The sequence below is a fragment of the Streptomyces guryensis genome (assembly GCF_021261325.1).
Taxonomy (GTDB): Bacteria; Actinomycetota; Actinomycetes; order Streptomycetales; family Streptomycetaceae; genus Streptomyces; species Streptomyces guryensis.
On the sequence record NZ_JAJSBI010000011.1, the window covers coordinates 49,641 to 68,900 of the forward strand.

Annotated in this window: 13 protein-coding genes and 5 pseudogenes; 11 read left to right on the plus strand and 7 right to left on the minus strand. The window is 71.0% G+C overall.

Annotation, left to right across the window (positions count from 1 at the left end; all coding sequences use genetic code 11):
• The first annotated feature begins 4 nt into the window (after window positions 1–4).
• From LJ657_RS22430 to LJ657_RS22440, 3 genes are all read left to right on the plus strand, one after another.
• On the plus strand, window positions 5–1,552 hold the full coding sequence (locus LJ657_RS22430; protein ID WP_232650729.1) for a bifunctional aminoglycoside phosphotransferase/ATP-binding protein: 1,548 nt from the start codon (window positions 5–7) through the stop codon (window positions 1,550–1,552).
• Between the two features lie 181 nt (window positions 1,553–1,733).
• On the plus strand, window positions 1,734–2,303 hold the full coding sequence (locus tag LJ657_RS22435) for a hypothetical protein (protein ID WP_232650527.1): 570 nt from the start codon (window positions 1,734–1,736) through the stop codon (window positions 2,301–2,303).
• Complete coding sequence (locus LJ657_RS22440; RefSeq protein ID WP_232650528.1) at window positions 2,300–3,922, plus strand: FAD-dependent monooxygenase; 1,623 nt, start codon at window positions 2,300–2,302, stop codon at window positions 3,920–3,922. The genes LJ657_RS22435 and LJ657_RS22440 overlap by 4 nt, the downstream gene beginning before the upstream one ends.
• 292 nt (window positions 3,923–4,214) lie before the next feature.
• Here the strand turns inward: LJ657_RS22440 and LJ657_RS48655 are convergent.
• Window positions 4,215–4,553, minus strand: a pseudogene (locus tag LJ657_RS48655) (cation-transporting P-type ATPase); the annotation flags it as partial.
• A 104-nt stretch (window positions 4,554–4,657) separates the two neighbouring features.
• Window positions 4,658–5,062, minus strand: a pseudogene (locus LJ657_RS22450) (universal stress protein); the annotation flags it as partial.
• Here LJ657_RS22450 and LJ657_RS22455 point away from each other — a divergent pair.
• The 4 genes and pseudogenes from LJ657_RS22455 to LJ657_RS22470 form a co-directional block, all read left to right on the plus strand.
• On the plus strand, window positions 5,028–6,698 hold the full coding sequence (locus tag LJ657_RS22455; RefSeq protein ID WP_232650730.1) for a chloride channel protein: 1,671 nt from the start codon (window positions 5,028–5,030) through the stop codon (window positions 6,696–6,698). The pseudogene LJ657_RS22450 and the gene LJ657_RS22455 sit on opposite strands and share 35 nt — an antisense overlap.
• A gap of 614 nt (window positions 6,699–7,312) precedes the next feature.
• The gene (gene glxA, locus LJ657_RS22460; protein WP_232650529.1) at window positions 7,313–9,265 is read left to right on the plus strand and encodes a radical copper oxidase GlxA; all 1,953 of its coding nucleotides are present in this window, start codon (window positions 7,313–7,315) and stop codon (window positions 9,263–9,265) included.
• Between the two features lie 99 nt (window positions 9,266–9,364).
• Complete coding sequence (locus LJ657_RS22465) at window positions 9,365–10,135, plus strand: DUF4142 domain-containing protein (RefSeq protein ID WP_232650530.1); 771 nt, start codon at window positions 9,365–9,367, stop codon at window positions 10,133–10,135.
• Window positions 10,136–10,221: 86 nt separating this feature from the next.
• Window positions 10,222–10,530 (plus strand): annotated as a pseudogene (locus tag LJ657_RS22470) (DUF4142 domain-containing protein); the annotation flags it as partial.
• A gap of 105 nt (window positions 10,531–10,635) precedes the next feature.
• Here the strand turns inward: LJ657_RS22470 and LJ657_RS22475 are convergent.
• The 3 genes from LJ657_RS22475 to LJ657_RS22485 all read right to left on the minus strand — a co-directional run bounded on the left by LJ657_RS22475 (window position 10,636) and on the right by LJ657_RS22485 (window position 12,310).
• Window positions 10,636–11,277 (minus strand): hypothetical protein, encoded by a 642-nt coding sequence (locus tag LJ657_RS22475; protein WP_232650531.1) that lies wholly within the window; start codon window positions 11,275–11,277, stop codon window positions 10,636–10,638.
• A gap of 286 nt (window positions 11,278–11,563) precedes the next feature.
• Window positions 11,564–12,100, minus strand: coding sequence for a MarR family winged helix-turn-helix transcriptional regulator (locus tag LJ657_RS22480; protein ID WP_232650532.1), 537 nt, complete (start codon window positions 12,098–12,100; stop codon window positions 11,564–11,566).
• Window positions 12,101–12,130: 30 nt separating this feature from the next.
• On the minus strand, window positions 12,131–12,310 hold the full coding sequence (locus LJ657_RS22485) for a hypothetical protein (protein WP_232650533.1): 180 nt from the start codon (window positions 12,308–12,310) through the stop codon (window positions 12,131–12,133).
• Window positions 12,311–12,695: 385 nt separating this feature from the next.
• On the opposite strand from LJ657_RS22485, the gene LJ657_RS22490 reads away from it, so the two are divergent.
• The 4 genes and pseudogenes from LJ657_RS22490 (at window position 12,696) to LJ657_RS48660 (ending at window position 17,894) form a co-directional block, all read left to right on the plus strand.
• On the plus strand, window positions 12,696–15,140 hold the full coding sequence (locus LJ657_RS22490) for a transglycosylase domain-containing protein (protein ID WP_232650534.1): 2,445 nt from the start codon (window positions 12,696–12,698) through the stop codon (window positions 15,138–15,140).
• A gap of 444 nt (window positions 15,141–15,584) precedes the next feature.
• A pseudogene (locus tag LJ657_RS22495) lies at window positions 15,585–16,505 on the plus strand (undecaprenyl-diphosphate phosphatase).
• A 196-nt stretch (window positions 16,506–16,701) separates the two neighbouring features.
• Window positions 16,702–16,959 (plus strand): annotated as a pseudogene (locus LJ657_RS22500) (MFS transporter); the annotation flags it as partial.
• Window positions 16,960–17,009: 50 nt separating this feature from the next.
• Complete coding sequence (locus tag LJ657_RS48660) at window positions 17,010–17,894, plus strand: polysaccharide deacetylase family protein (protein ID WP_232650731.1); 885 nt, start codon at window positions 17,010–17,012, stop codon at window positions 17,892–17,894.
• Here LJ657_RS48660 and LJ657_RS22510 read toward each other — a convergent pair.
• Both LJ657_RS22510 and LJ657_RS22515 read right to left on the minus strand, forming a co-directional pair.
• A complete protein-coding gene (locus tag LJ657_RS22510; protein WP_372487953.1) occupies window positions 17,843–18,310 on the minus strand; it encodes a glycosyltransferase in 468 nt (155 codons plus the stop codon). The genes LJ657_RS48660 and LJ657_RS22510 overlap by 52 nt on opposite strands.
• 155 nt (window positions 18,311–18,465) lie before the next feature.
• Entirely contained in the window at window positions 18,466–19,122 is a 657-nt protein-coding gene (locus LJ657_RS22515) for a hypothetical protein (protein ID WP_232650535.1), read from the minus strand.
• Window positions 19,123–19,260 lie beyond the last annotated feature (138 nt).

Below are 19,260 nucleotides of genomic sequence, written 5' to 3' on the forward strand. Positions count from 1 at the left end.
GCCGATGCCTCGGGCCGAGGCGTCCGCGCCGCCGTCCGGTGCCTGGCACGACGACCGGCCGCTGCCACGCGCAGGGGTATGCGAGACACACACCGCGATCGTGTTCTTCGCTGGTGGCCGCGCCTACAAGATCAAGAAGCCGGTCGATCTGGGGTTTCTGGACTACACCACGGTGACGGCTCGCCGGGCCGCGTGCGAGCGCGAAATCGCTCTCAACCGCCGCTTCGCCCCCGACGTCTACCTGGGCCTGGGCGAGATCCGCAGCCCCGATGCCACAGAAGCCGAACCGATGGTGGTGATGCGCCGCATGCCCGCGGACCGCCGCCTCTCCCGGCTGGTACGAGAAGGGGCCGCCGTCGACGATGTCCTGCGGGCCGTCGCCCGGCACCTCGCCACGTGGCACGCGGAAGCGCCCCACAGCCGCGACGTGGACGAACAAGGCACGCGGGACGCTCTGTCATCGCGCTGGGAAGCAAGCTTCGCGCAGGTCCACGAGCTGGCCGACGACGGCTTCGCCCCCGACGGGGTGACGGAGGTCGAGCGGCTCGCGCGCCGCTACCTCGCCGGCCGCGAGCGGCTGTTCGACGCCCGCATCGAGCAGGGGCGGGTGGTCGACGGCCACGGCGACCTGCTCGCCGAGGACGTCTTCTGCCTCGACGACGGCCCCCGCGTGCTGGACTGCCTGGAGTTCGACGACCACCTCCGCTACGTCGACGGCCTCGACGACGCCGCCTTCCTCGCCATGGACCTGGAACAGCTCGGCGCACCGGATGCCGCGGCGTACTTCCTCGCCCGGTACAGCGAGTACTCCGGCGACCCCGCGCCCCCTTCCCTGTGGCACCACTACGTCGCCTACCGCGCGTTCGTCCGCGCCAAGGTCTCCCTGATCCAGGCACACCAGGGCGCGCCGGGCGCGGAGACGGCGTCGCGGCGGCTGGTCTCGACGACGCTGCGCCACCTGCGCACCTCCGCCGTCGGCCTGACGCTCGTCGGCGGGCTGCCGGGCAGCGGGAAGTCCACTCTCTCGGGAGCCCTGGCCGACCGGCTGGGCGTGACGCTGCTCAGCAGCGACCGCCTTCGCAAGGAGCTGGCGGGCATCCCCGCGGAGCAGTCCGCCGCGGCCGGCTACGGCGAGGGCCTGTACACCCCTGAGTGGACCGCCAGGACCTACGCCACCCTGCTCGACCGCGCGGCGACCCTGTTGTCCTCCGGTGAATCCGTCGTCCTGGACGCCACCTGGTCCGACGCGGCACAGCGTGACGCGGCCCTGCGCATGGCCGAACGCACCAGCGCCGACCTGGTGGCGCTGCACTGCCATGTGCCGGGCGACGTGTCAGCGGCCCGCCTGACCATGCGCGCTCCCGGCCCCTCCGACGCCGGCCTCGACATCGCGACCGCCATGGCTGCCCGGGAATCGCCGTGGCCGGAGGCCGTCGCGGTCGATACCAGCGGCCCGTTGGAGTCCGCGGTCGCCCAGGCACTGGCCGCCGTACGCCCGTGGGGCACTGGTCAGGCGCCGGTCTTCCGCCGCCCCTACATGGAGCCGGACTAGAGGAGTGGTCATGCCCGCGGGTGCTCGGGGGCGAACGCTGGTTGCCGCGCCGCGCCCAGGTTTCGCGGGAGGTGGCGGATTCCCTCATGGTGGGTTGTACGAGGTAACTCCGGCCGGCAGGGGCGGCGGCAGAGCCCGGCATCATGCCGTGCCCGTTACGGCTCCTCGGGAGGAGGCCACCATGGGCGATCAGAGACCGCTCGCCCCCGGCGAGGCATGGCGGGCCGTTGCCTCATGTTTCCTCGCCACGTTCGCGCTGCTCGCGCGGCACCGGATCCGCCTGCCGAACGAACGGGTGGGAATGCGGCTCCGCTTCGCCGACGGCACCTCGGCCCGGGTGTACCGGGAGACTCGCCTCGGCAGCGGCCTGGCGAAGGACCCGTGCACGCTGGTGGTCACCTTCCGCCTGCGGCTGGTACGCGGCGGGCCTGGGCACACGCTGTTCCGCAGGGAGAGCCTGCTGAACACCCCGCTGTTCGTCGGCTTCCCCGGTTTCACCTCGAAGCTGTGGCTGGCCCACGACCAGCAGGGCCGCTACCGCGGCGTGTACGAGTGGGACGACCCGCAGCGCGCCGAACACTACGCGCGTTCCCTGTGGCGGGTTCTGGCGCTGGTCAGCGTGCCTGATTCGATCAGCTATGCCGTTGTGCCCGGGGTGCACCGCGACGACATGATCACGGGCTCCGGTCTGGCCGAGGGCCTTGTGTCGCCCGACGCCACAGCATGGTGGCGCGTTCAGGCCGGGGTGTGACGACAGCGGTGGACATCCTGGTCGTCGGGGCCGGCACGACCGGCCTCACCCTGGCGCTGCAGGCCCATGACCACGGAGCGCGGATCCGGGTCGTCGAGCGCCGTACCGAGCCGTTCCGGCCCTCCCGAGCGCTCATCCTGCACCCGCGCACCCTGGAAGTCCTGCGCCCACTCGGCGTCACGGACGACCTGCTGGAGCTGGCGGACACCGCCCCGACGGCCCATCTGCATCTCGGCTCCCGCGTCGTCGAAACCCGGCTCGCGGACCTCGCACTGCCCGACACCGCCTTCCCACACCTGTCACTCCTGCGGCAGATGGACGTCGAAAGAGTGCTGACCCGGGCGCTCGCCGACCGCGGGGTGACGGTCGAACGGAGCACCGAACTGCTCACCGCCCGCGACGACGGGGACAGTGCCCGTGCCGTACTGCGATCGCACAACGGCATCGAGGAGATCCACTGCCCCTTCGTCGTCGGCTGCGACGGCCCGGCCAGTACCGTGCGGGGCTGCGCCGGCATCGGGTGGCACGGCAGGCCCTACGCCGAAGAGGTGGTCCTCGCCGACCTCGACCTCGACGGCATGTCCGGCCTCTCCGGTGCTTCCGGTGCTTCCGGTGCTCAGGTGTACGCGGGGCGCCAGGGACTGTTGTTCCTCTTCCCGCTCGGAGAGCAGGCCACCTGGCGGCTGCTGGCCACGCGGGCCTCCACCGGCGGGGCCGACCAGAACTTCGGCCGGCCCGGACCCGCCGTCCCGCGAGACGAGCTCCAGCGCCTCCTGAACGAGGCGGGGATGCAGGCACGGATCGAGCGTCTCGCGTGGTCCGCGCAGGTGCCGCTGCAGTGCCGCCTCGCCCGGCGGTTCCGGCGAGGGCGGCTCTTCCTGGCGGGGGACGCGGCGCACAACTACTCACCGGCCACCGGCCAGGGTATGAACGCCGGTATCCAGGACGCGGTGAACCTCGGCTGGAAGCTCGGCTTCGCGGCAGGCCGCTCCAGGGGAGAGTCCGCGGACGGGACAGGTGCCGAGACCGGGCCAGGCGCCGACATACTGCTCGACTCCTACGACAGCGAGCGCAGATCGGCTGCCCACCGCCGGCTGATCCTCACGCACACGGCGTTCTGGGCAGAGGCATCCACCGGCCGGATCCCCTCATGGCTGCGCGCTGTGGCCGCTCCGCGCGCAGCCCCGGCCATACCCGCTCTCCTGGACCGGCGACGGCTGGTCGCCGAAGCCATCCGTCTCATCTCCCAACTGCGCGTGAACTACCGGCACAGCCCCCTGTCGGTGGAGGGAACATCGCGCCTGCGTGGCGCTCCTCGCCCGGGAGACCGTCTGCCGGACGCGACCGTCAGCGTCGGAGGAACCCCCACGCGGCTGCACGAACTGCTGGCCCGTCCGGGCGTGCACGTGCTGCTGCAGCGCGACGCCGACTCGCCGCCGGACGCAGTGCCCGGCCCCCTGGTCACCGTCGTCCGGCTGACGAACAGCCCCGGTCGCGGTCTGCTGACCGTCCGCCCGGACGGACATGTCGGCTTCCGGAGCGGGAGCGCCGACCCGGCCGGGCTGACCGACTGGCTGTCACTGGTCGGCGCAGCGACATCTCCACCCGTCCGGCCATGACCGGCGGCGACGGCGCCGACGGGCCGGAGGAGTTCAACCAGGTGTGGGGCACCATCGCCTCCAGCGCCTGGGCCGTGCGCTCGGCCGAGTACTCCTGGGCGAAGCCGAGGGCGGCGTTCAGCACCACGACCGCCAGGACCGCCACCGCCACCGCCACCGCCACCGCCACCGCCACCGCCAGCTGCAGGGTGCCCACGTCCCGCGGCTCCCGAAGCCCGTACGCCAGGAAGGTGATCCCCGACGCGACGATCAGCACCACCGCGAAAAGGTCCGTGAACTGCGCTCCCAACTGCCGCCACACGGCGCGGCGCCGCGCACGGGGCAGCTCGTTGGCCCCGTACCGCTCCAGCCTGTCCTGTGCCTGCGCCGCCGACAGGCCGCGCCGGGACGTGTCCAGTGCGGTGAAGACATCACCGGCGGCAAGTTCCCCTACCGGAGGACGCGGACCGGCACCGGACGTACCGCCGGCCCCGTCATCCTTCCCCGCGCCTGGCACCAACGGATCCGTGCCGGTGCGCATCATCCGGGCCTGTACGGTGGCGAAGTCTTCGTCGGCGACGGGTTCGGCCGGGTTGGGCGGAGGATCTTGACTGGGGCTTCCATCACGGACTCCAGGGAGCTCGGCGTACATCTCGCCGGTTCGCCGCCCTCTATCGGCGGCGCTCACTCATCGTGTGCCGGGCCGGCCGACGCCACCAGGGCCGTCCGGGACAGGGTCCCGGGCCGTTCGCCGCCTCACGCCGGGACCGTGATGACGGGGCAGCGGGTGTGGTGCAGCACTCCCTGGCTCACCGAGCCCAGCAGCAAGCCCGTGAACCCTCCATGCCCCCGGGTTCCCACGACCAGCCCCAAGGCGTGTTCCGAGGCTTCCGTCAGCACCTGCACGGGGTGACCGCGGACGACTTCGTGGTGCAACTCCACCTCCGGGTGCGTCGCGGTGCGACCCGCGACCGTCTCGGACAGCACACGGCGGCACTCCCGCACCGCGGCGTCCTCGTCCAGCACACCGAGGAGCGGCGGATGCCACACATACAGGGCGCGCAGGAGCGCTCCGCGCAGGGCCGCCTCCTCGAACGCCACATCCACCGCCGCCGCCGAATGCGGGCTGCCGTCGACCCCGACCGGGGCCGGAGCCGGTTCGATCGCCTTCCGCTGGTGCATCAAGACCTTCACGCGCCTCCTCTCCGGCCACGACGACTACGCGGCCTCCCCCGGCGCGGACAATCCGCACGTGCCGTGGCTCGGCCCGTACTTCGTGCTGCTGGCCCCGGTGATCGGCGGCCTGCTGTACGGGCCGCTGGTGAACCGGTTCGCCAAGGAGGCCCGCGGTCACGGGGTGCCCGAGGTGATGCTGGCGGTGGCGCAGCGCGGCGGCCGGATCAGACCGAAGGTCGCCGTGGTCAAAACGCTCGCTTCCGCCCTGTGCATCGGCTCCGGCGGCTCGGTGGGCCGCGAGGGCCCGATCGTGCAGATCGGCTCGGCCCTCGGATCCACGCTGGGCCGGGCGACGAAGGTGACCGAGGGCCGGATGAAGCTGCTGGTCGCCTGCGGCGCGGCAGGCGGCATAGCCGCCACTTTCAACGCACCGCTGGCCGGCGTGTTCTTCGCGATGGAACTGATCCTGGGCACCTTCAGCGCGGAAGCCTTCGGCGCCCTCGTGCTGGCCAGCGTCACCGCGAGCATCATCGGGCGGGCCGCCTTCGGCGACAACGCCTTCCTCAATCTCCCCGGCTTCCACGTCGACCATCTCGCCCAGTACGGCCTGTTCGCCGCGCTCGGCGTCGTAGCCGCGGTGGCCGGGGTGGGCTTCTCCCGGTTCCTGTACCTGATCGAGGATGCCTGCGACTGGCTCTGGCGCGGCCCGGAATGGCTGCGCCCGGCGGTCGGCGGGCTGGCACTCGGCGTGCTCCTGCTGGCCCTGCCGGAGATGTACGGGGTCGGCTACCCGGTGCTCCAGAAGGCGACCGAGAGCGGCTACGCGGTCGGCTTCCTGCTCCTGCTGCTGGTGGGCAAGATGCTGGCGACCAGTCTGACCATCGGTATCGGCGGCTCCGGCGGGGTGTTCGCCCCCAGCCTCTTCATCGGGGCGATGCTGGGCTCGGCGTACGGCATCGGCGTCCACCACCTGATGCCCCACTCCGCCGGCGCGGTGGGCGCGTACGCGCTGGTCGGCATGGGCGCGGTCTTCGCCGGCGCGGCGCGCGCGCCGATCACCGCCGTGGTGATCCTCTTCGAACTCACCGGCGAGTACTCGATCATCCTGCCCCTGATGCTCGCGATCGTGCTCGCGACCGCCACCAGCCGCCTGATCACCCGCGACACCATCTACACCCTCAAGCTGCGCCGCCGGGGAATCGACCTCGAAGGCCCCGCCCCCGGCGCCCGGATCGGCACCCAGCAGGTCGGCGCCGTCATGGAAGCGCTGCCCTCTTCCCTGCCCGCCTCCGCGACACTCGCGGACGCCGCCGACCTGCTGAGCCTGTCCGGACACGGCACCCTTCCGGTGGTCGACGGCGCCGGGGACTACGCCGGCGTCGTCACCGCGCAGGCGGTGGCCGAGGCCCTCGCGGAACAGCCGGAGGACGCGCCGACCCGGGTCGGACAGCTCGCCGAGCCGCCCGCCTCGGTCACTGCCGAGCAGCCCCTGGCACAGGCGCTGCACGCCCTGCTGTCGGCCGCCGGGACCGGGCTGCCCGTCCTCGACTCGGAGCACGGCAAACCGGTCGGCTGGCTCAGCCACCAGAGCGCTCTGCGCGCGGTGCACAAGGCCCCTTGACCATGTGCCACGCGACGGCCGCCCGAATCCGGACACCAACTTTTGCGCTATGCAAAGCTGGGTACAGGGATCTGGCGCCCGGATGGCTCCAAGGAGGTGGGCCATGCACACAGACCACGCCCAGGCCATACACACAGACCACGTCCAGCGCGCCTACTCGTTCGTGTGCCTCCACCGCCGGGCACGGCTGGGAGAACACATACGAGATCGACGTGACCGTGGACGAGCACGCGAGGACCACCGCGACCTACCACCTCGGCGCCAGGCGCGTACCTTCGCCGCTGCAGGCGCGTGGGCCTACCAGGCCGTACTCTTCGCACCGGGACCGGTGAAGACCACGGCCCCGTATCGGCCACTGATGCAGCTCGCCGTGATCATCGGGTTCTTCCCGGGCTTGCCGGTCAACCACCGCTGGGCCGGGCCGGGCCGGCTGGAGGGAACCGATGCGACCGCGGCCGGCCTGCGTCGCCCGCAGGCCGCCAGGCACGGCCACATTGCTCACATCGGATTATTTTGCATAGTGCAAACGAGAGTGTCTCCCGGGATCCCGGGGGTGTGCGAGGTAGTGGTCGGTACGTCCACGCCCGACCGGCCCGCAGCGGAGGCACTCCCCGATGGCCCAGCGCACCTCCCGCCCCACCACCCGGAAGACCCTGTTCGCCACCGCGGCCGTCGTCACCCTCGCCGCGCTCAACGCCCCGGCCGTGGCGGGCTTCGCCCAGCACGCCTACCACCACTACGAGATCAACCAGCCCGAGTACAAAGCGGCCTACGGCCACTGGGCCCTTGCCACGCTGCCGGGCCAGTACCAGCTCAACTCCATCCACGCGATCCTGCTCCACACCGGCAAGGTGCTGCTGATCGCCGGAAGCGGAAACAACGTCAAGCACTTCGACGGAGGCGTCTTCAAGAGCACCCTGTGGGACCCGGCGACCAACACCTTCAAGAAGATTGACACCCCGGCCGACCTCTTCTGCAGCGGCCACACCCAGCTCCCCGACGGCAAGATCCTCATCGCCGGCGGCACCGCCCGCTACGAGGTCCTCCAGGGCGACGTGAAACGCGCCGGCGGCGCCATGCTGGTCAAGAACAACGACCCTGACCGCGGTCGCACCTTCCCCAAGGGCACCGTCTTCCGCTCCCCCGCCGGCGTCGAGTACCGCTCCCAGTTCGCCGTGCAGGTACCCGCCGCAAAGAAGACCTCCACCGGCAGCATCGGCAACGCCACGGTGACCGCGAGCCAGGCCCGCGTCTTCGTCGAGGCGGTCGAACAGGGCCCGCTCGGCATCACCAACACCACCGAGCAGTACGAGATCCAGGGCTTGAGGGGCAAGGACGCCAACAACGTCTACGGCGTCGCCAACAAGCTCGGCCTTGACAAGAAGGACTTCCAGGGCATCAAGGACGTCTACGAGTTCGACCCCGTCACCGAGAAGTACACCAAGGTCGGCTCGATGAGCGAGGCCCGCTGGTATCCGACCTTGACGACGCTTTCCGACGGACGTGTCCTGGCCGTCTCCGGCCTCGACGACATCGGCCAGGTCGTCCCCGGCAAGAACGAGATCTACAACCCGGCGACCAGAGCCTGGTCGAAGGCCCCGACGCGCTACTTCCCCACCTACCCCTCCCTCTTCCTCACGGGCAAGGGCAAGATCTTCTACAGCGGCTCCAACGCCGGTTACGGACCCGCCGACAAGGGCCGCAAGTCCGGCCTGTGGGACCTGACGGCCAACTCCTTTACCCCGGTCCCCGGTCTGAAGGATCCGGACATCCTGGAGACCTCCTCCTCCGTCCTGTTGCCGCCCGCCCAGGACAGGAAGGTCATGGTGCTCGGCGGAGGGGGCGTCGGGGAGTCCCGGGCGGCCACCTCCCGCACGGCGATCGTCGACCTCAAGGCCACGCACCCCACCTTCACGCCCGGCCCGCACCTTCCGGAGAACACCCGCTACCTCAACAGCGTGCTCATGCCGGACGACACCGTCTTCACCACCGGCGGCAGCAGCGGCTACCGCGGCAAGGGCGCCAGCGACATCCTCAAGGCCCAGTTCTACGACCCCGCAGCCAACGCCTTCATCCGGGCCGCCGATCCGGCCGTCGGCCGCAACTACCACACCGAGGCCCTGCTCCTGCCCGACGGCCGCGTCGCCGTCTTCGGCTCCGACCCGCTCTTCGCCGACCAGGACGACTCCCGCCCCGGACACTTCGAACAGCGCGTCGAGGTCTACTCCCCGCCCTACCTCTTCCACGGCGCACGCCCTCGTCTCGACCTCCACGGAAGGACCTGGGCGCACCGCGGGGACGACATCACCCTCGGCTCGGCGGACGCCGCCGGCATCACCCGCGTCCGGCTCATGCGACCCGGATCGGCCACTCACGTCACGGACTTCGACCAGCGCTCCGTCGCCCTGAAGGTGATCCGCCGCACCGGCACATCACTCACGGTCCGGATCCCCGACGATCCGTCACTCGTTCCCTCGGGCTGGTACACGGTCGTCGCCACGGACGGCAACGGGACACCGTCGAAGGCCCTGTGGCTGGGGGTCCGCCACGCGTCAGCGACTCCATGAGCAGCTTGGCATAGTGCAATCTTTACCTGGAGCAAGGGTTTCCTTTCCGTTGCCGGCCCGTACCTGCCGACGTACCCGCCGCCCGCTCCAGGAGGCACGATGCCCCTCTCGCGCAACACGATCGGAACCGTCTTCGTGGGCGGCGCGCTGAGCGTGACGCTCGCCGCCCTGGCCTACCCGAGCATGCTCGGCATCCAGAACGCGTCCACCAACCAGTCCCGCGTGATCGCCAGCACCCAGTGGGGGCCGCTCACCGAGGCCGACCGCAACTTCGTCGTCTTCGTGCGCTCCGCCGGACTGTGGGAGGGCCCCTCCGGCGACCTGGCCATGCAGAAGGGAACGACCCAGGCGGTGCGCGAAGCCGGCCGGCACCTGGTCATCGGGCACGCCGCACTCGACGCCAGCTGCCGCAAGATCGCCCCCGAGCTGAACATCACCATCCCCAACCAGCCCACTCCACAGCAGCAGGGCTTCCTGGACACGTTCAAGTCGGACACCGGCAAGCAGTTCGACTCCGACTTCGCCAACACCCTGCGCGTCACCCACGGCTCGATCTTCAACACCATCGCCAAGATCCGCTCCACCACCCAGAACACCCTCGTACGCCAACTGGCCGACCAGGCCAACGACGTCGTCCTGGACCACATCACGCAGATGGAGAACACCGGGCTCGTCAACTTCACCCAGGTCAACAACCAGGAGACGAACCCGCCCAAGCTCCCGTCCAGCCAGGCCACCCCGCCGGTGCCACAGCCGGGGGCACCGATGGTCACCCTCACCGTGCCCCCCGGACTGCCGACCGACGGAGTACCGACGGGCCCCGCCACGACATCCTCACCCTCGCCGTCACCCTCCCCCACAGCCGGATGACCTCGCCCATGTGACGCACAACACAGGCGGCATGCAATTTTTACCGCGCCCTGGGCCTGACCCTCACCGCGCTCGCCTACCCTGCGATGCTCGGCGTGCAGACCGTGTCAAGCGACCCGAACCGCATCGTCGCCAGCACTCAGTACGGCCCGCTCACCGAGGCCGACCGCGACTTCGTCGTGAAGGGCCGCTCAGCAGGACTGTGGGAGTACCCGCTGGGCGAACTGGCGCTGTAGAAGGGCTCGACGGAGGAGATGAGGGAAGCCGGCAGGCACCTGATCGTGGGGCATGCCGGACTCGACGAGCTGTGCCGCAAGATCACCCCCGAGCTGAACATCACGCTGCCCCACCAGGCCACCCCGCAACAGCAGCAGTTCGTGCCGACATCGGCGGCCGTCCTCACCGCTCGCCGCGACCTGAACATGAACACCGCCTCGCCGACACCCAGTTCTTCGGCCGACTGATCAAGCGAAGGATGGCGCCGCTCTCCGGCCCGGGCACTAGGCCGTGGGACGCGACAGCCGGTAGGAGCGGACGACGGCGACCACGCTCCCGGCGACGAGTGCTGCCGACCATGGGGCCAGGTCGCGCAGCGGCCCCGGGACTCCAGCCCCCGTCTCCGCACCGCGAGTTGGCACCGAGCCCTTGGGGTCGTACACGACGGCGAGCGCGTCTCCGGGCCGGGTGGCCCGTCCGCAACCGCGCCAGATGCGGACCTTGAGCGGTATGCCGTCGGTGTCCGCCACCGAACAGAGGTACCGGGCACGCCCACCGTCTGTCGCCCGGCCGTCCTCGACCGAGGTCACCACCACGGACTGCACCTGCTCGCGTTCCGCCAGCACCATGCCGGCGGCGACCTGCGGTGCCTGCAGCGCAAGGCATGCGCCGAGCAGCGCCGCAACAGCGACGGGCGCACGTCCGGCCCCCACGAAGGACAGGTACAGAGCAAGGGCTCCCGCGCAGACCAGGCCCGCCTCGCCGTCGGCCAGCGAGGGCCTCCCCGTCCAGGCGCCGTAGAGCGCCGTACCGACGATCGCCACGGAGGCGAGGCCCCCTGCAAGGATCCCCTCCGCGACCAGCCACCGGGGCGGCAAGCCGACGAACTCCGCGGGCCCCCACACCGTGGTGCGCAGATGCGCCATCAGAGGCAGTTCAGCAGAGGACGAGGGCCGAGGCCTTCGGCGCATCCGTGTCACCCGCCCCGCATCCTTCCCTGGTTGATCAGCGACGATCGGTGCCGCCACCCAGGAGGCGCGACCGCACTGCCCTCGACCGGACACACTCATGTGGCGCGTACTGCCGGAATCCGGCAGCGAAACCCATGTCCCCCAGCAAACCCATAGTCCAGAATACTCTTGCATTATGCAAAATCCGCCGGACCCGGAAAGGAGCCGCCCGGAAACCCGTGCCGTCCGCCCGGGAAGAACGTCACGCGTCGTGTGCCATCGCTCCGTCCACGACCCAGCCGAGCGGGTGCGGCTCCGGGTCGTCCAGGGCGGGGGCCGGGGGCTCTCCTCCGGCTCGGTTGAAGGCACTGAGGGCCTCGATGAGCGCCAGCCGCTGCGTCGGGCCCAGCCGCGCCACGATCGTGGCGATCTCGGAGCGGCGCCGGGCGGTGACGTCCTCGACGGTACGGCGCCCCTCCTCGGTGAGCTGGAGCAGGGTCTCGCGGCGGTTATCGGGGTTGGTCTGCCGGTCGGCAAGCCCGGCGGCGATCAGCCGGTCGACCATCCGCATCGCCGTCGACGGCGCCACCTGCAGCAGATCGGCGAGCGCCACCAGCTTGGTGGCGCCCCGGGTGGCCAGCACCACCAGCATCCGGAACTGCGGCAGCGTCACCCGCTCCTCGACCTCGGCGAGCGAGCGGGCGGAGACCGCCACCAGCAGGCGGGAGGCGGTCAGCACCGCCCTGGTGACCGCATCGACGTCGTCCATCGCCCCGGCGGGGTTCTCATGCTCCGGCATGTGTCCTTTCTACCGTGCCGAAGTCGCTGCTCACTCATCCGATGGGAACAGATTTTCCTTCCCCATGACCGTGGTACCGGAGCAGCAGCATGGCGGCATCTCCAACTCCCGGGCCACGCTCCGCTCCAGCCGCTCGCCCAGCCCCACCAGGCCGGGCTCGTCGTGGGCCGCCTCCCGGAAGGCGCCGAGCACCACGGCGGCCGTCTCCACCGCGGCCAGCCCCGCACACCGCCGGCGACCACATCACGACCATCTACACCGAGGTCAACCGCTATTCGACCTACCTGCCGATCGCCCTGGGCGCGCTGATTCTCGCGCTCGTGGCCCGTGCCGTACTGCGCCGCCGCCGGGCGAAGGGCTGAGCATCCTGCGCGTTTCGCCTGGTCCGAGTACGGCAACGGGTGGCTCTTCTGTGTCATGTGACTTTGCCCAGGGGTGCTTGCCGTCACATGCCCGGCACCACCTAGTCTTACAACTTGTAGTAGTTGCCAAGGGTACTAGCCGACCCCAGGCCAGGCCCCCCGCCCCGCACCACGGCGGGCCGGCCGGTTTCGCCACGGTGGGTGGGCCTGTGCCTGGCTGAGGAGTGGCGAGTATGAGTGAACACCGGCGCCGATCGTCGGGGAGGACCGGGCCGTCCGGTGCGGGCGGCATACCGCGCGGCGGCCGGGCAGAGGCGCGCAGGGCCGCCCGGTCCGGCGGCGGGCGGGGCCGCCGCGCGGCGGCCCCGCGACGTGCGGACGCCCTACCCACCGGCCGCCGCCGTCTCGTCGACTACCCGCGTGCGGGCAAGCGGGGCGTGCGGCGGTGGCTGCCCTCGTGGAAGCAGGTGCTCGGCACCTTCCTGCTGTTCTCCGGCGGCGTGCTGGGCCTGTTCTGGTACGCCTACGCCACCACGACGATCCCGAGCGCGAACCCCAGCACCCAGCAGCAGAGCAACACCTACTACTGGTCGGACGGCTCGGTGATGGCCACGCAGGGGTCGATGAACCGGCAGAACGTCGACCTCGCCCAGATCCCGAAGGCCGTGCAGTGGGACTTCCTCGCCGCGGAGAACGCCACCTTCTACACCGACCCCGGCGTCGACACGCAGGGCATGCTCCGCGCCGTCTACCACATGGCCACCGGCGGTGAGGTGCAGTCCGGGTCCACCATCACCCAGCAGTTCGTGAAGAACACCTACCTCAACCAGAACCAGTCGGTCACCCGCAAGCTGCGGGAGATCCTGATCTCGCTGAAGATCGGTGACCAGATGTCCAAGCAGCAGATCCTGCAGGGCTATCTGAACAGCTGCTACTACGGTCGTGGCGCCTACGGCATCGAGGCCGCGGCCAACGCCTACTACCACGTGCACGCCTCCCAGCTGACCGTCAGCCAGGGCGCGTTCCTCACGGCCACGGTCAACGAGCCGAGCGTGATGATGCTCGCCGGCACCGACCCGCAGGCCAAGACCCAGGCCACGGCGCGCTGGAAGTACGTACTGGACCGCATGGTCACCATCCACCAGATCAGCCAGGCCCAGGAACAGCAGTACCTCACCGCCGGGTTCCCCACGCCCAAGCCCTACACGCCGTCGGCGGGGATGTCCGGGCAGTCCGGCTACCTGATGCAGATCGCGGAGAAGTACGTCGAAGCCCATTCATCGGCCACCGAACAGCAACTCGGACACGGCGGCTACCAGATCTACACCACCTTCGACAAGAAGAAGGTGAGGGCGCTCGCGGCGTCCGTCAAGGCGATGGAGCACAAGCACCTCGACCCGGGGCACCGTGCCGCGGACAAGAACGTCCAGGTGGGCGCGGCATCGATCGATCCGTCGACCGGCGCGGTCGTCGCCCTGTACGGCGGCGCCGGCTGGGACAAGGGCCACTGGACCGACAACGCCGAAGCCACCGGTGTGCCGGTCGGCTCCACCTTCAAGCCCGTAGACCTGGCCGCCGCCCTCGACCACGGGGCCGTTCTCTCCCCGGGTCAGCCGGCCTCACCGATCACCCCGGACTCCAAGTTCAACGGCGACGACCGCCTCACCATCAAGAACCAGCAGGGCCAGGAAATGCCGGACCCGGGCGACCCCACGGGGCTCCTGCACCAGCGCAACGACGTGACCACGAAGTGGGGTTACATCACCCTGCGCAAGGCGATGGAGCAGTCGGTCAACACCCCCTACGTCCAGCTCGGCGAGTACGTCGGCTACTCCAACGTGGAGAGCGAAGCCCTCAAGGCAGGTCTGCTGCGCACGAGCCTGCAGTACGACACCCCCGGGTTCTACATCGGCACCTCCACCCCCTCGGCGATCCGCATGGCCGACGCGTACGCCACCTTCGACGACGAAGGTGTCCAGCACGATCCGTACTCGGTGACCAAGGTCGTCGCCGACGGGCAGCAGCTGCCCGGTTTCGACAAGCCCAAGGGCACCATGGCCATGCCCTCCTCGACCGCCGACACCGTCACCGATGTCCTGCAGGGTGTCGTGAAGCACGGAACAGGGACCAACGCCCAGGCCCTGGGCCGCCCGGTGGCGGGCAAGACCGGCACGACCGACGACTACAAGTCCGCCTGGTTCATCGGCTACACCCCGCAACTGGTCACGTCCGTCAGCATGTTCAAGGAGGACCCGAAGAAGGCCGGCCTGCAGTCGATGCAGGGGGCCGGCGGCTACTCCAAGGTCTTCGGCGCCGACATGCCCACCGAGGTGTGGACCGGCTACATGACCGCCGCACTCCAGGGGCAGCCCGTCCGGCAGTTCCCGCCCGCACCCTCACTGGGCAAGGGCACCGACGAGTACGGCGCCCCGTCACCCACCCCCTCCCCCACCCAGAGCACGCCCTCGGCCACTCCGACCACACCGGTCAGCCCGACCCCCACCACCGGAGGGTGTCACGGGCCGAAGAAGGGGTGCGCCTCCCCGACCCCGACGGGCACCTCCGGCACCACCACCGGCGGCACCGGCGGCGGGCTGCTCGGCGGCACCACGGGCGGCGGCACCTCACCCACGCCCACGCCCACGCCCAGCTTCACCGGCCGCGGCCGGCATCCGTAAGGCGAAGCCGCGGTCAATCGCACGACAGGCAAGCGGCGGGGGTGAGGGGACGTCACACGAGGCCGGAAGGGCGCGGCCGTCACACCGGCCTCTGTGACGGTCCTGCTCCTCGCGGGGGTCGGGGAGGGCAAGGACCGCCCTCGACGGCGCACAGGGACAGCGGACCGAGAGAACACCGGGGAGGCGCGGACGATGGGCGGGGCGGGCAACACCGACCAGGTGGCGAGCGCGGCCAGGCGATTGTGCCGACGACCGTCGGCACGGCGATTGTGTTGATGACCTATCGGTCGGCGAGCGGACGGTGAACCTTGGCCGTCACCGAGATGAACGCCTTTCGCCGGACCCAGCAACTTCTACATGATGTAGTAATTTCCAGTCTGGCTGGCACCGCTCGAGCGTTGCCCGAAGCCTCACCGTGCCTGCATCGCGAGTCAAAGGCCATCCATGTCCGTCCTGACCTACCCCGAAGCCGTGGGCGTCGGCCTGCTGCAAGGCGTCACCGAACTGTTCCCGGTCTCCAGCCTGGGGCACAGCATCCTCATACCCGCCCTGCTCGGAGGGCACTGGAAGCAGGACCTGGACGTCTCCGCCGAAGACTCCCTGTACCTCAACGAACTGGTCGGCCTCCACCTGGCCACCGCTCTGGCCCTGGTGGCCTACTTCTGGCGCGACTGGGTCAGGGTGATCCGGGGCCTGTCGACGTCGATCACGCAACGCCGCATCCAGACCGTGGACCAGCGGCTCGCCTGGCTGATCATCTCCGCGTGTATCCCGGTCGCGGTCGCGGGCGTGGCGCTCGACAAGGTGTTCCGCACCACGCTCGGGCGCCCGATCCCCACCGCGGTCTTCCTGGCGCTCAACGGCATCGTGCTGTTCGTCACTGAACGGCTGCGGCGCGGCGGCACCGGCCGCAGACGGGCCGGGGCCACCGTCGCCCCCGGGGAGGAGCATCTGTCCGCGGAGGAGCAGTCGGACCTGCGGATCACCCGGATGACCTTCCGGCAGGCCATCGCGATCGGCGCGGCATAGATCCTCGCCCTGTTCCCGGGCATCAGCCGCTCGGGCTCCACCATCAGCGCCGGCATCTTCAAGGGCCTGGGCCACGAGGACTCCGCACGCTTTGCGTTCCTGCTCGCCACGCCGGTGATCGGCGGTGCGGCCCTGCTCAAGCTGCCCCCGCTGCTCGGTCCGCAGGGCAACGGTCTGCGCGGCCCGCTGCTGGTGGGCGGCATCGCCGCCTTCATCGCGGCCTATCTCGCCACCCGCTACCTGGTCAGGTACTTCGAGCACCGGACCCTCATCCCGTTCGCGGTCTACTGCACCGTCGCCGGGCTGGGCAGCCTGGCCTGCTTCACCCTCGGCTGACTGGGCGCCGGCTCCCGCCCGGCACGCGATCCGGCCGGGCGGTCCGGTGAGCGACGCCCGCTACCCGGCGCCGACCGTCCTCAGCAGCCGGTGGAGGCCATGGGCGGCCTCGGCGGCCCGCTCGCCCTCCACGACCGCGCCGAAGTGCTTTTCAAGCCGGTCTTCGCACCTTCGCCGACCGCGTCGGTGCCCGCCTGTGCTGCTCGGCGGGCTGGTCGCCTTCGCGGTCGCGTCCGCCCTGTACGTTCTCGCGGACAGCCCCGGCTGGCTCTGGGCCGCCCGCCTGGGCCAGGGCGCCGCAGCCTCCGCGTTCTCCCCGTCAGCCTCCGCACCGGTCGCCCGGCTCAACCCGGCCGCCAAGCACGGTCGGGCGTTCGGCAGTTACGGCTTCCACAAGTCGATCGGCTACACGCTCGGCCCGCTGCTCGGCGGGGTGCTGGTGTGGGCCGGGGGCCTGCGTCTGCTGTTCGTGGTCCTGGCGGTGCTCGGCGTGGCGGTCGCTATGTGGGCACTGGACGACGGGCGACTTTCGGCCCGCTCCGGCATCGCGGCGGGGCTGTTGGTGACCGCCGTCGAACTGGGCTGCGCGATGCCGCCGGGCCTGACCGGGGCGTTCGGCGCCGCCCTGATCGGTGTCGGGACCGCTCTGATCACCCCGCTCGGCTTCGCCGCCCTGGCCGCCACGGCCCCCGCCGAACGCTTCGGCCAGACCATGGGCGCCGCCGATCTCGGCCGCGGACTCGGCGACGCGGGCGGGCCGTTGCTCGTCGCGGTCGTCGCCACGCTCACCACCGTCACCCACGGCTACGTCGTCCTCGCCCTCGGCCCGGCGCTCAGCCTTGTCCGCCGCCGGGGCACGAGATCGCCGTCCACGGCTATCACCACCGCCCCCTGCTGCTGCGCGGCCCCCGAGCCACCTACGACGACCTCGCCCGCGACGCGGTGGCCGACGTCACCGGCCGGCCACCGGCACTGTTCCGGCCGCCGTACGGGGATGATGAGCACCACCGCCCATCTGGCCTGCCGCCGCCTGGAGTTGCCCCCGGTGCTGTGGACCTGCTGGGGCGAGGACTGGCGCGGGCGGGCCACCCCTCGGTCCGTCGAGGACACCGTCCTGCGGGACCTGCGCGGCGGCGGCACCATCCTGCTCCACGACTCCGACTGCACCTCCGCCACCGGCTCCTGGCGCACCACCTGCGGGCGCTGCCACGCATCCTCGACGCCTGCCAGGCGCGCGGCCGGCAAGTCGGCCCGCTGCGCGAGCACGGTGCCCCTGGCCTGCCCGGCACCGTACTCTCCGCAGGCCGCCCGTCTCCCCCGGCGAACGGCCGAGCAGTTCAGGAAGGGCCGTGGGCCACCGCCCAGCGGGGCGACGCCGTAGGAAGTTGATGCCCGGTTCTGGCGGCGATGGCGGGTATCGGGCCGGGAACGGAGCGGTGCAGTTCGAGTCCTGCCGCGCGCTGGGCCTGGCCGCGGGCGCCGTGGAGGAGTTCGGCGAGCACCGGGCCGAGGTCCGCGGGGTCGCGGATCCAGGCCGCGAGGCCCGCCTCGTCCAGGGCGGCGGCGTTGGTCTGGCCGTGGCCGGGGATACAGCGGTAGCTGACCACCGGCAGCCCGGCGGCGAACGCCTCCAGCGAGGTCAGTCCGCCGGCGTTCTGGATCAGCACGTCGCAGGCGTGCATCAGGCCGGGCATGTCGTCCACCCAGCCGAAAGCGTGCTCGATGCCGTCCCGGCGCAGCTCGTCGGCGAGGGCCTGGTTGCGCCCGAACACCACCACCGGCACCGCCACTGGCTCGGTCGCCACAGACCACTTCGGCCCCACTCTGTTCCGGATCTTCACGGCGTTTGAGATCACGACAGGCCACGAGCTGTGCTGCCCTCCCTCAGCGGGCCACCGCGATCGCCGCCGCGCCACGCCCCGTACTTTCTGGCCCCTGACAGCAGCGGAGACGATGGCTCTCAGCGGCGGCCGACCGGCTCGTCGGCACCGGTCCCGCTCCGATAGGCGCGCAGGCTGCGGGACGAAGCCGGCCAGGGCTGCGGGAAGGGGCGAAGCCGCCGCCAGTCGTACGGCGGATGCCCCAGCTTCGGACGGCGCCGGTCGTATCCGTTGATCAGCGCCCAGCCTGCGACACACACCACGATCAGCACGCGACCGGTGGCATCGCGCAGCTGCGCTCCAGGCGCGAGCAGGCCACCCACGCCGGCCGTCCACAACCAGTACCCGAGCAGCGGATAGACCACCAGCTGATGCCAGATCTTGGTCGGAGCGACGGCCTGCTGACGGGTGAAGAACCCCGCCCGCAACTCCGCCCACCACTGCACCAGGCCGAAACACAGCCAAAGCCCGCCCCACAAGAGCCCCCACCACAGCCCCGCCGGCCCGCCCGGCGCTGCCGTACCCATCCGCCACACTCCCAGCGCGACCGCCACGGCCAGCAGCGGATCACCGAGCAGCACCGCCACGAACCCGGTGCGAAAACCCATCAGGCGCCGCTCCAGCACCAGCGCCAACAGCCACAGACCGCCCGGCGTGACGGCAAGCACCGCGAGCGCGGCAACCCAGGGGCCGTGCCGCAGCGGCACGCCCAGCCACGGAAGGAAGCCTCCGCTCACACCAAGACGATCCCCCAGCCCACCGGCGCCCATGCGCGACGGGGTCCACGTCCCCCCGACCGGACGCCTGCACGCCGGTCTGGGCTCCTCGCCTGCATCAAGCCCGGATCGCCGAAGGCGTGAACCGGAAACCGGCCA

What these genes read in the sequence shown, in the direction of transcription:
- LJ657_RS22430 (WP_232650729.1), top strand. Translation starts at nt 5, where the DNA reads ATGCCTCGGGCCGAGGCGTCCGCGCCGCCGTCCGGTGCCTGGCACGAC.
- LJ657_RS22435 (WP_232650527.1), top strand. Translation starts at nt 1,734, where the DNA reads ATGGGCGATCAGAGACCGCTCGCCCCCGGCGAGGCATGGCGGGCCGTT.
- glxA (WP_232650529.1), top strand. Translation starts at nt 7,313, where the DNA reads ATGGCCCAGCGCACCTCCCGCCCCACCACCCGGAAGACCCTGTTCGCC.
- LJ657_RS22465 (WP_232650530.1), top strand. Translation starts at nt 9,365, where the DNA reads ATGCCCCTCTCGCGCAACACGATCGGAACCGTCTTCGTGGGCGGCGCG.
- LJ657_RS22475 (WP_232650531.1), bottom strand. Translation starts at nt 11,277, where the DNA reads ATGGCGCATCTGCGCACCACGGTGTGGGGGCCCGCGGAGTTCGTCGGC.
- LJ657_RS22480 (WP_232650532.1), bottom strand. Translation starts at nt 12,100, where the DNA reads ATGCCGGAGCATGAGAACCCCGCCGGGGCGATGGACGACGTCGATGCG.
- LJ657_RS22490 (WP_232650534.1), top strand. Translation starts at nt 12,696, where the DNA reads ATGAGTGAACACCGGCGCCGATCGTCGGGGAGGACCGGGCCGTCCGGT.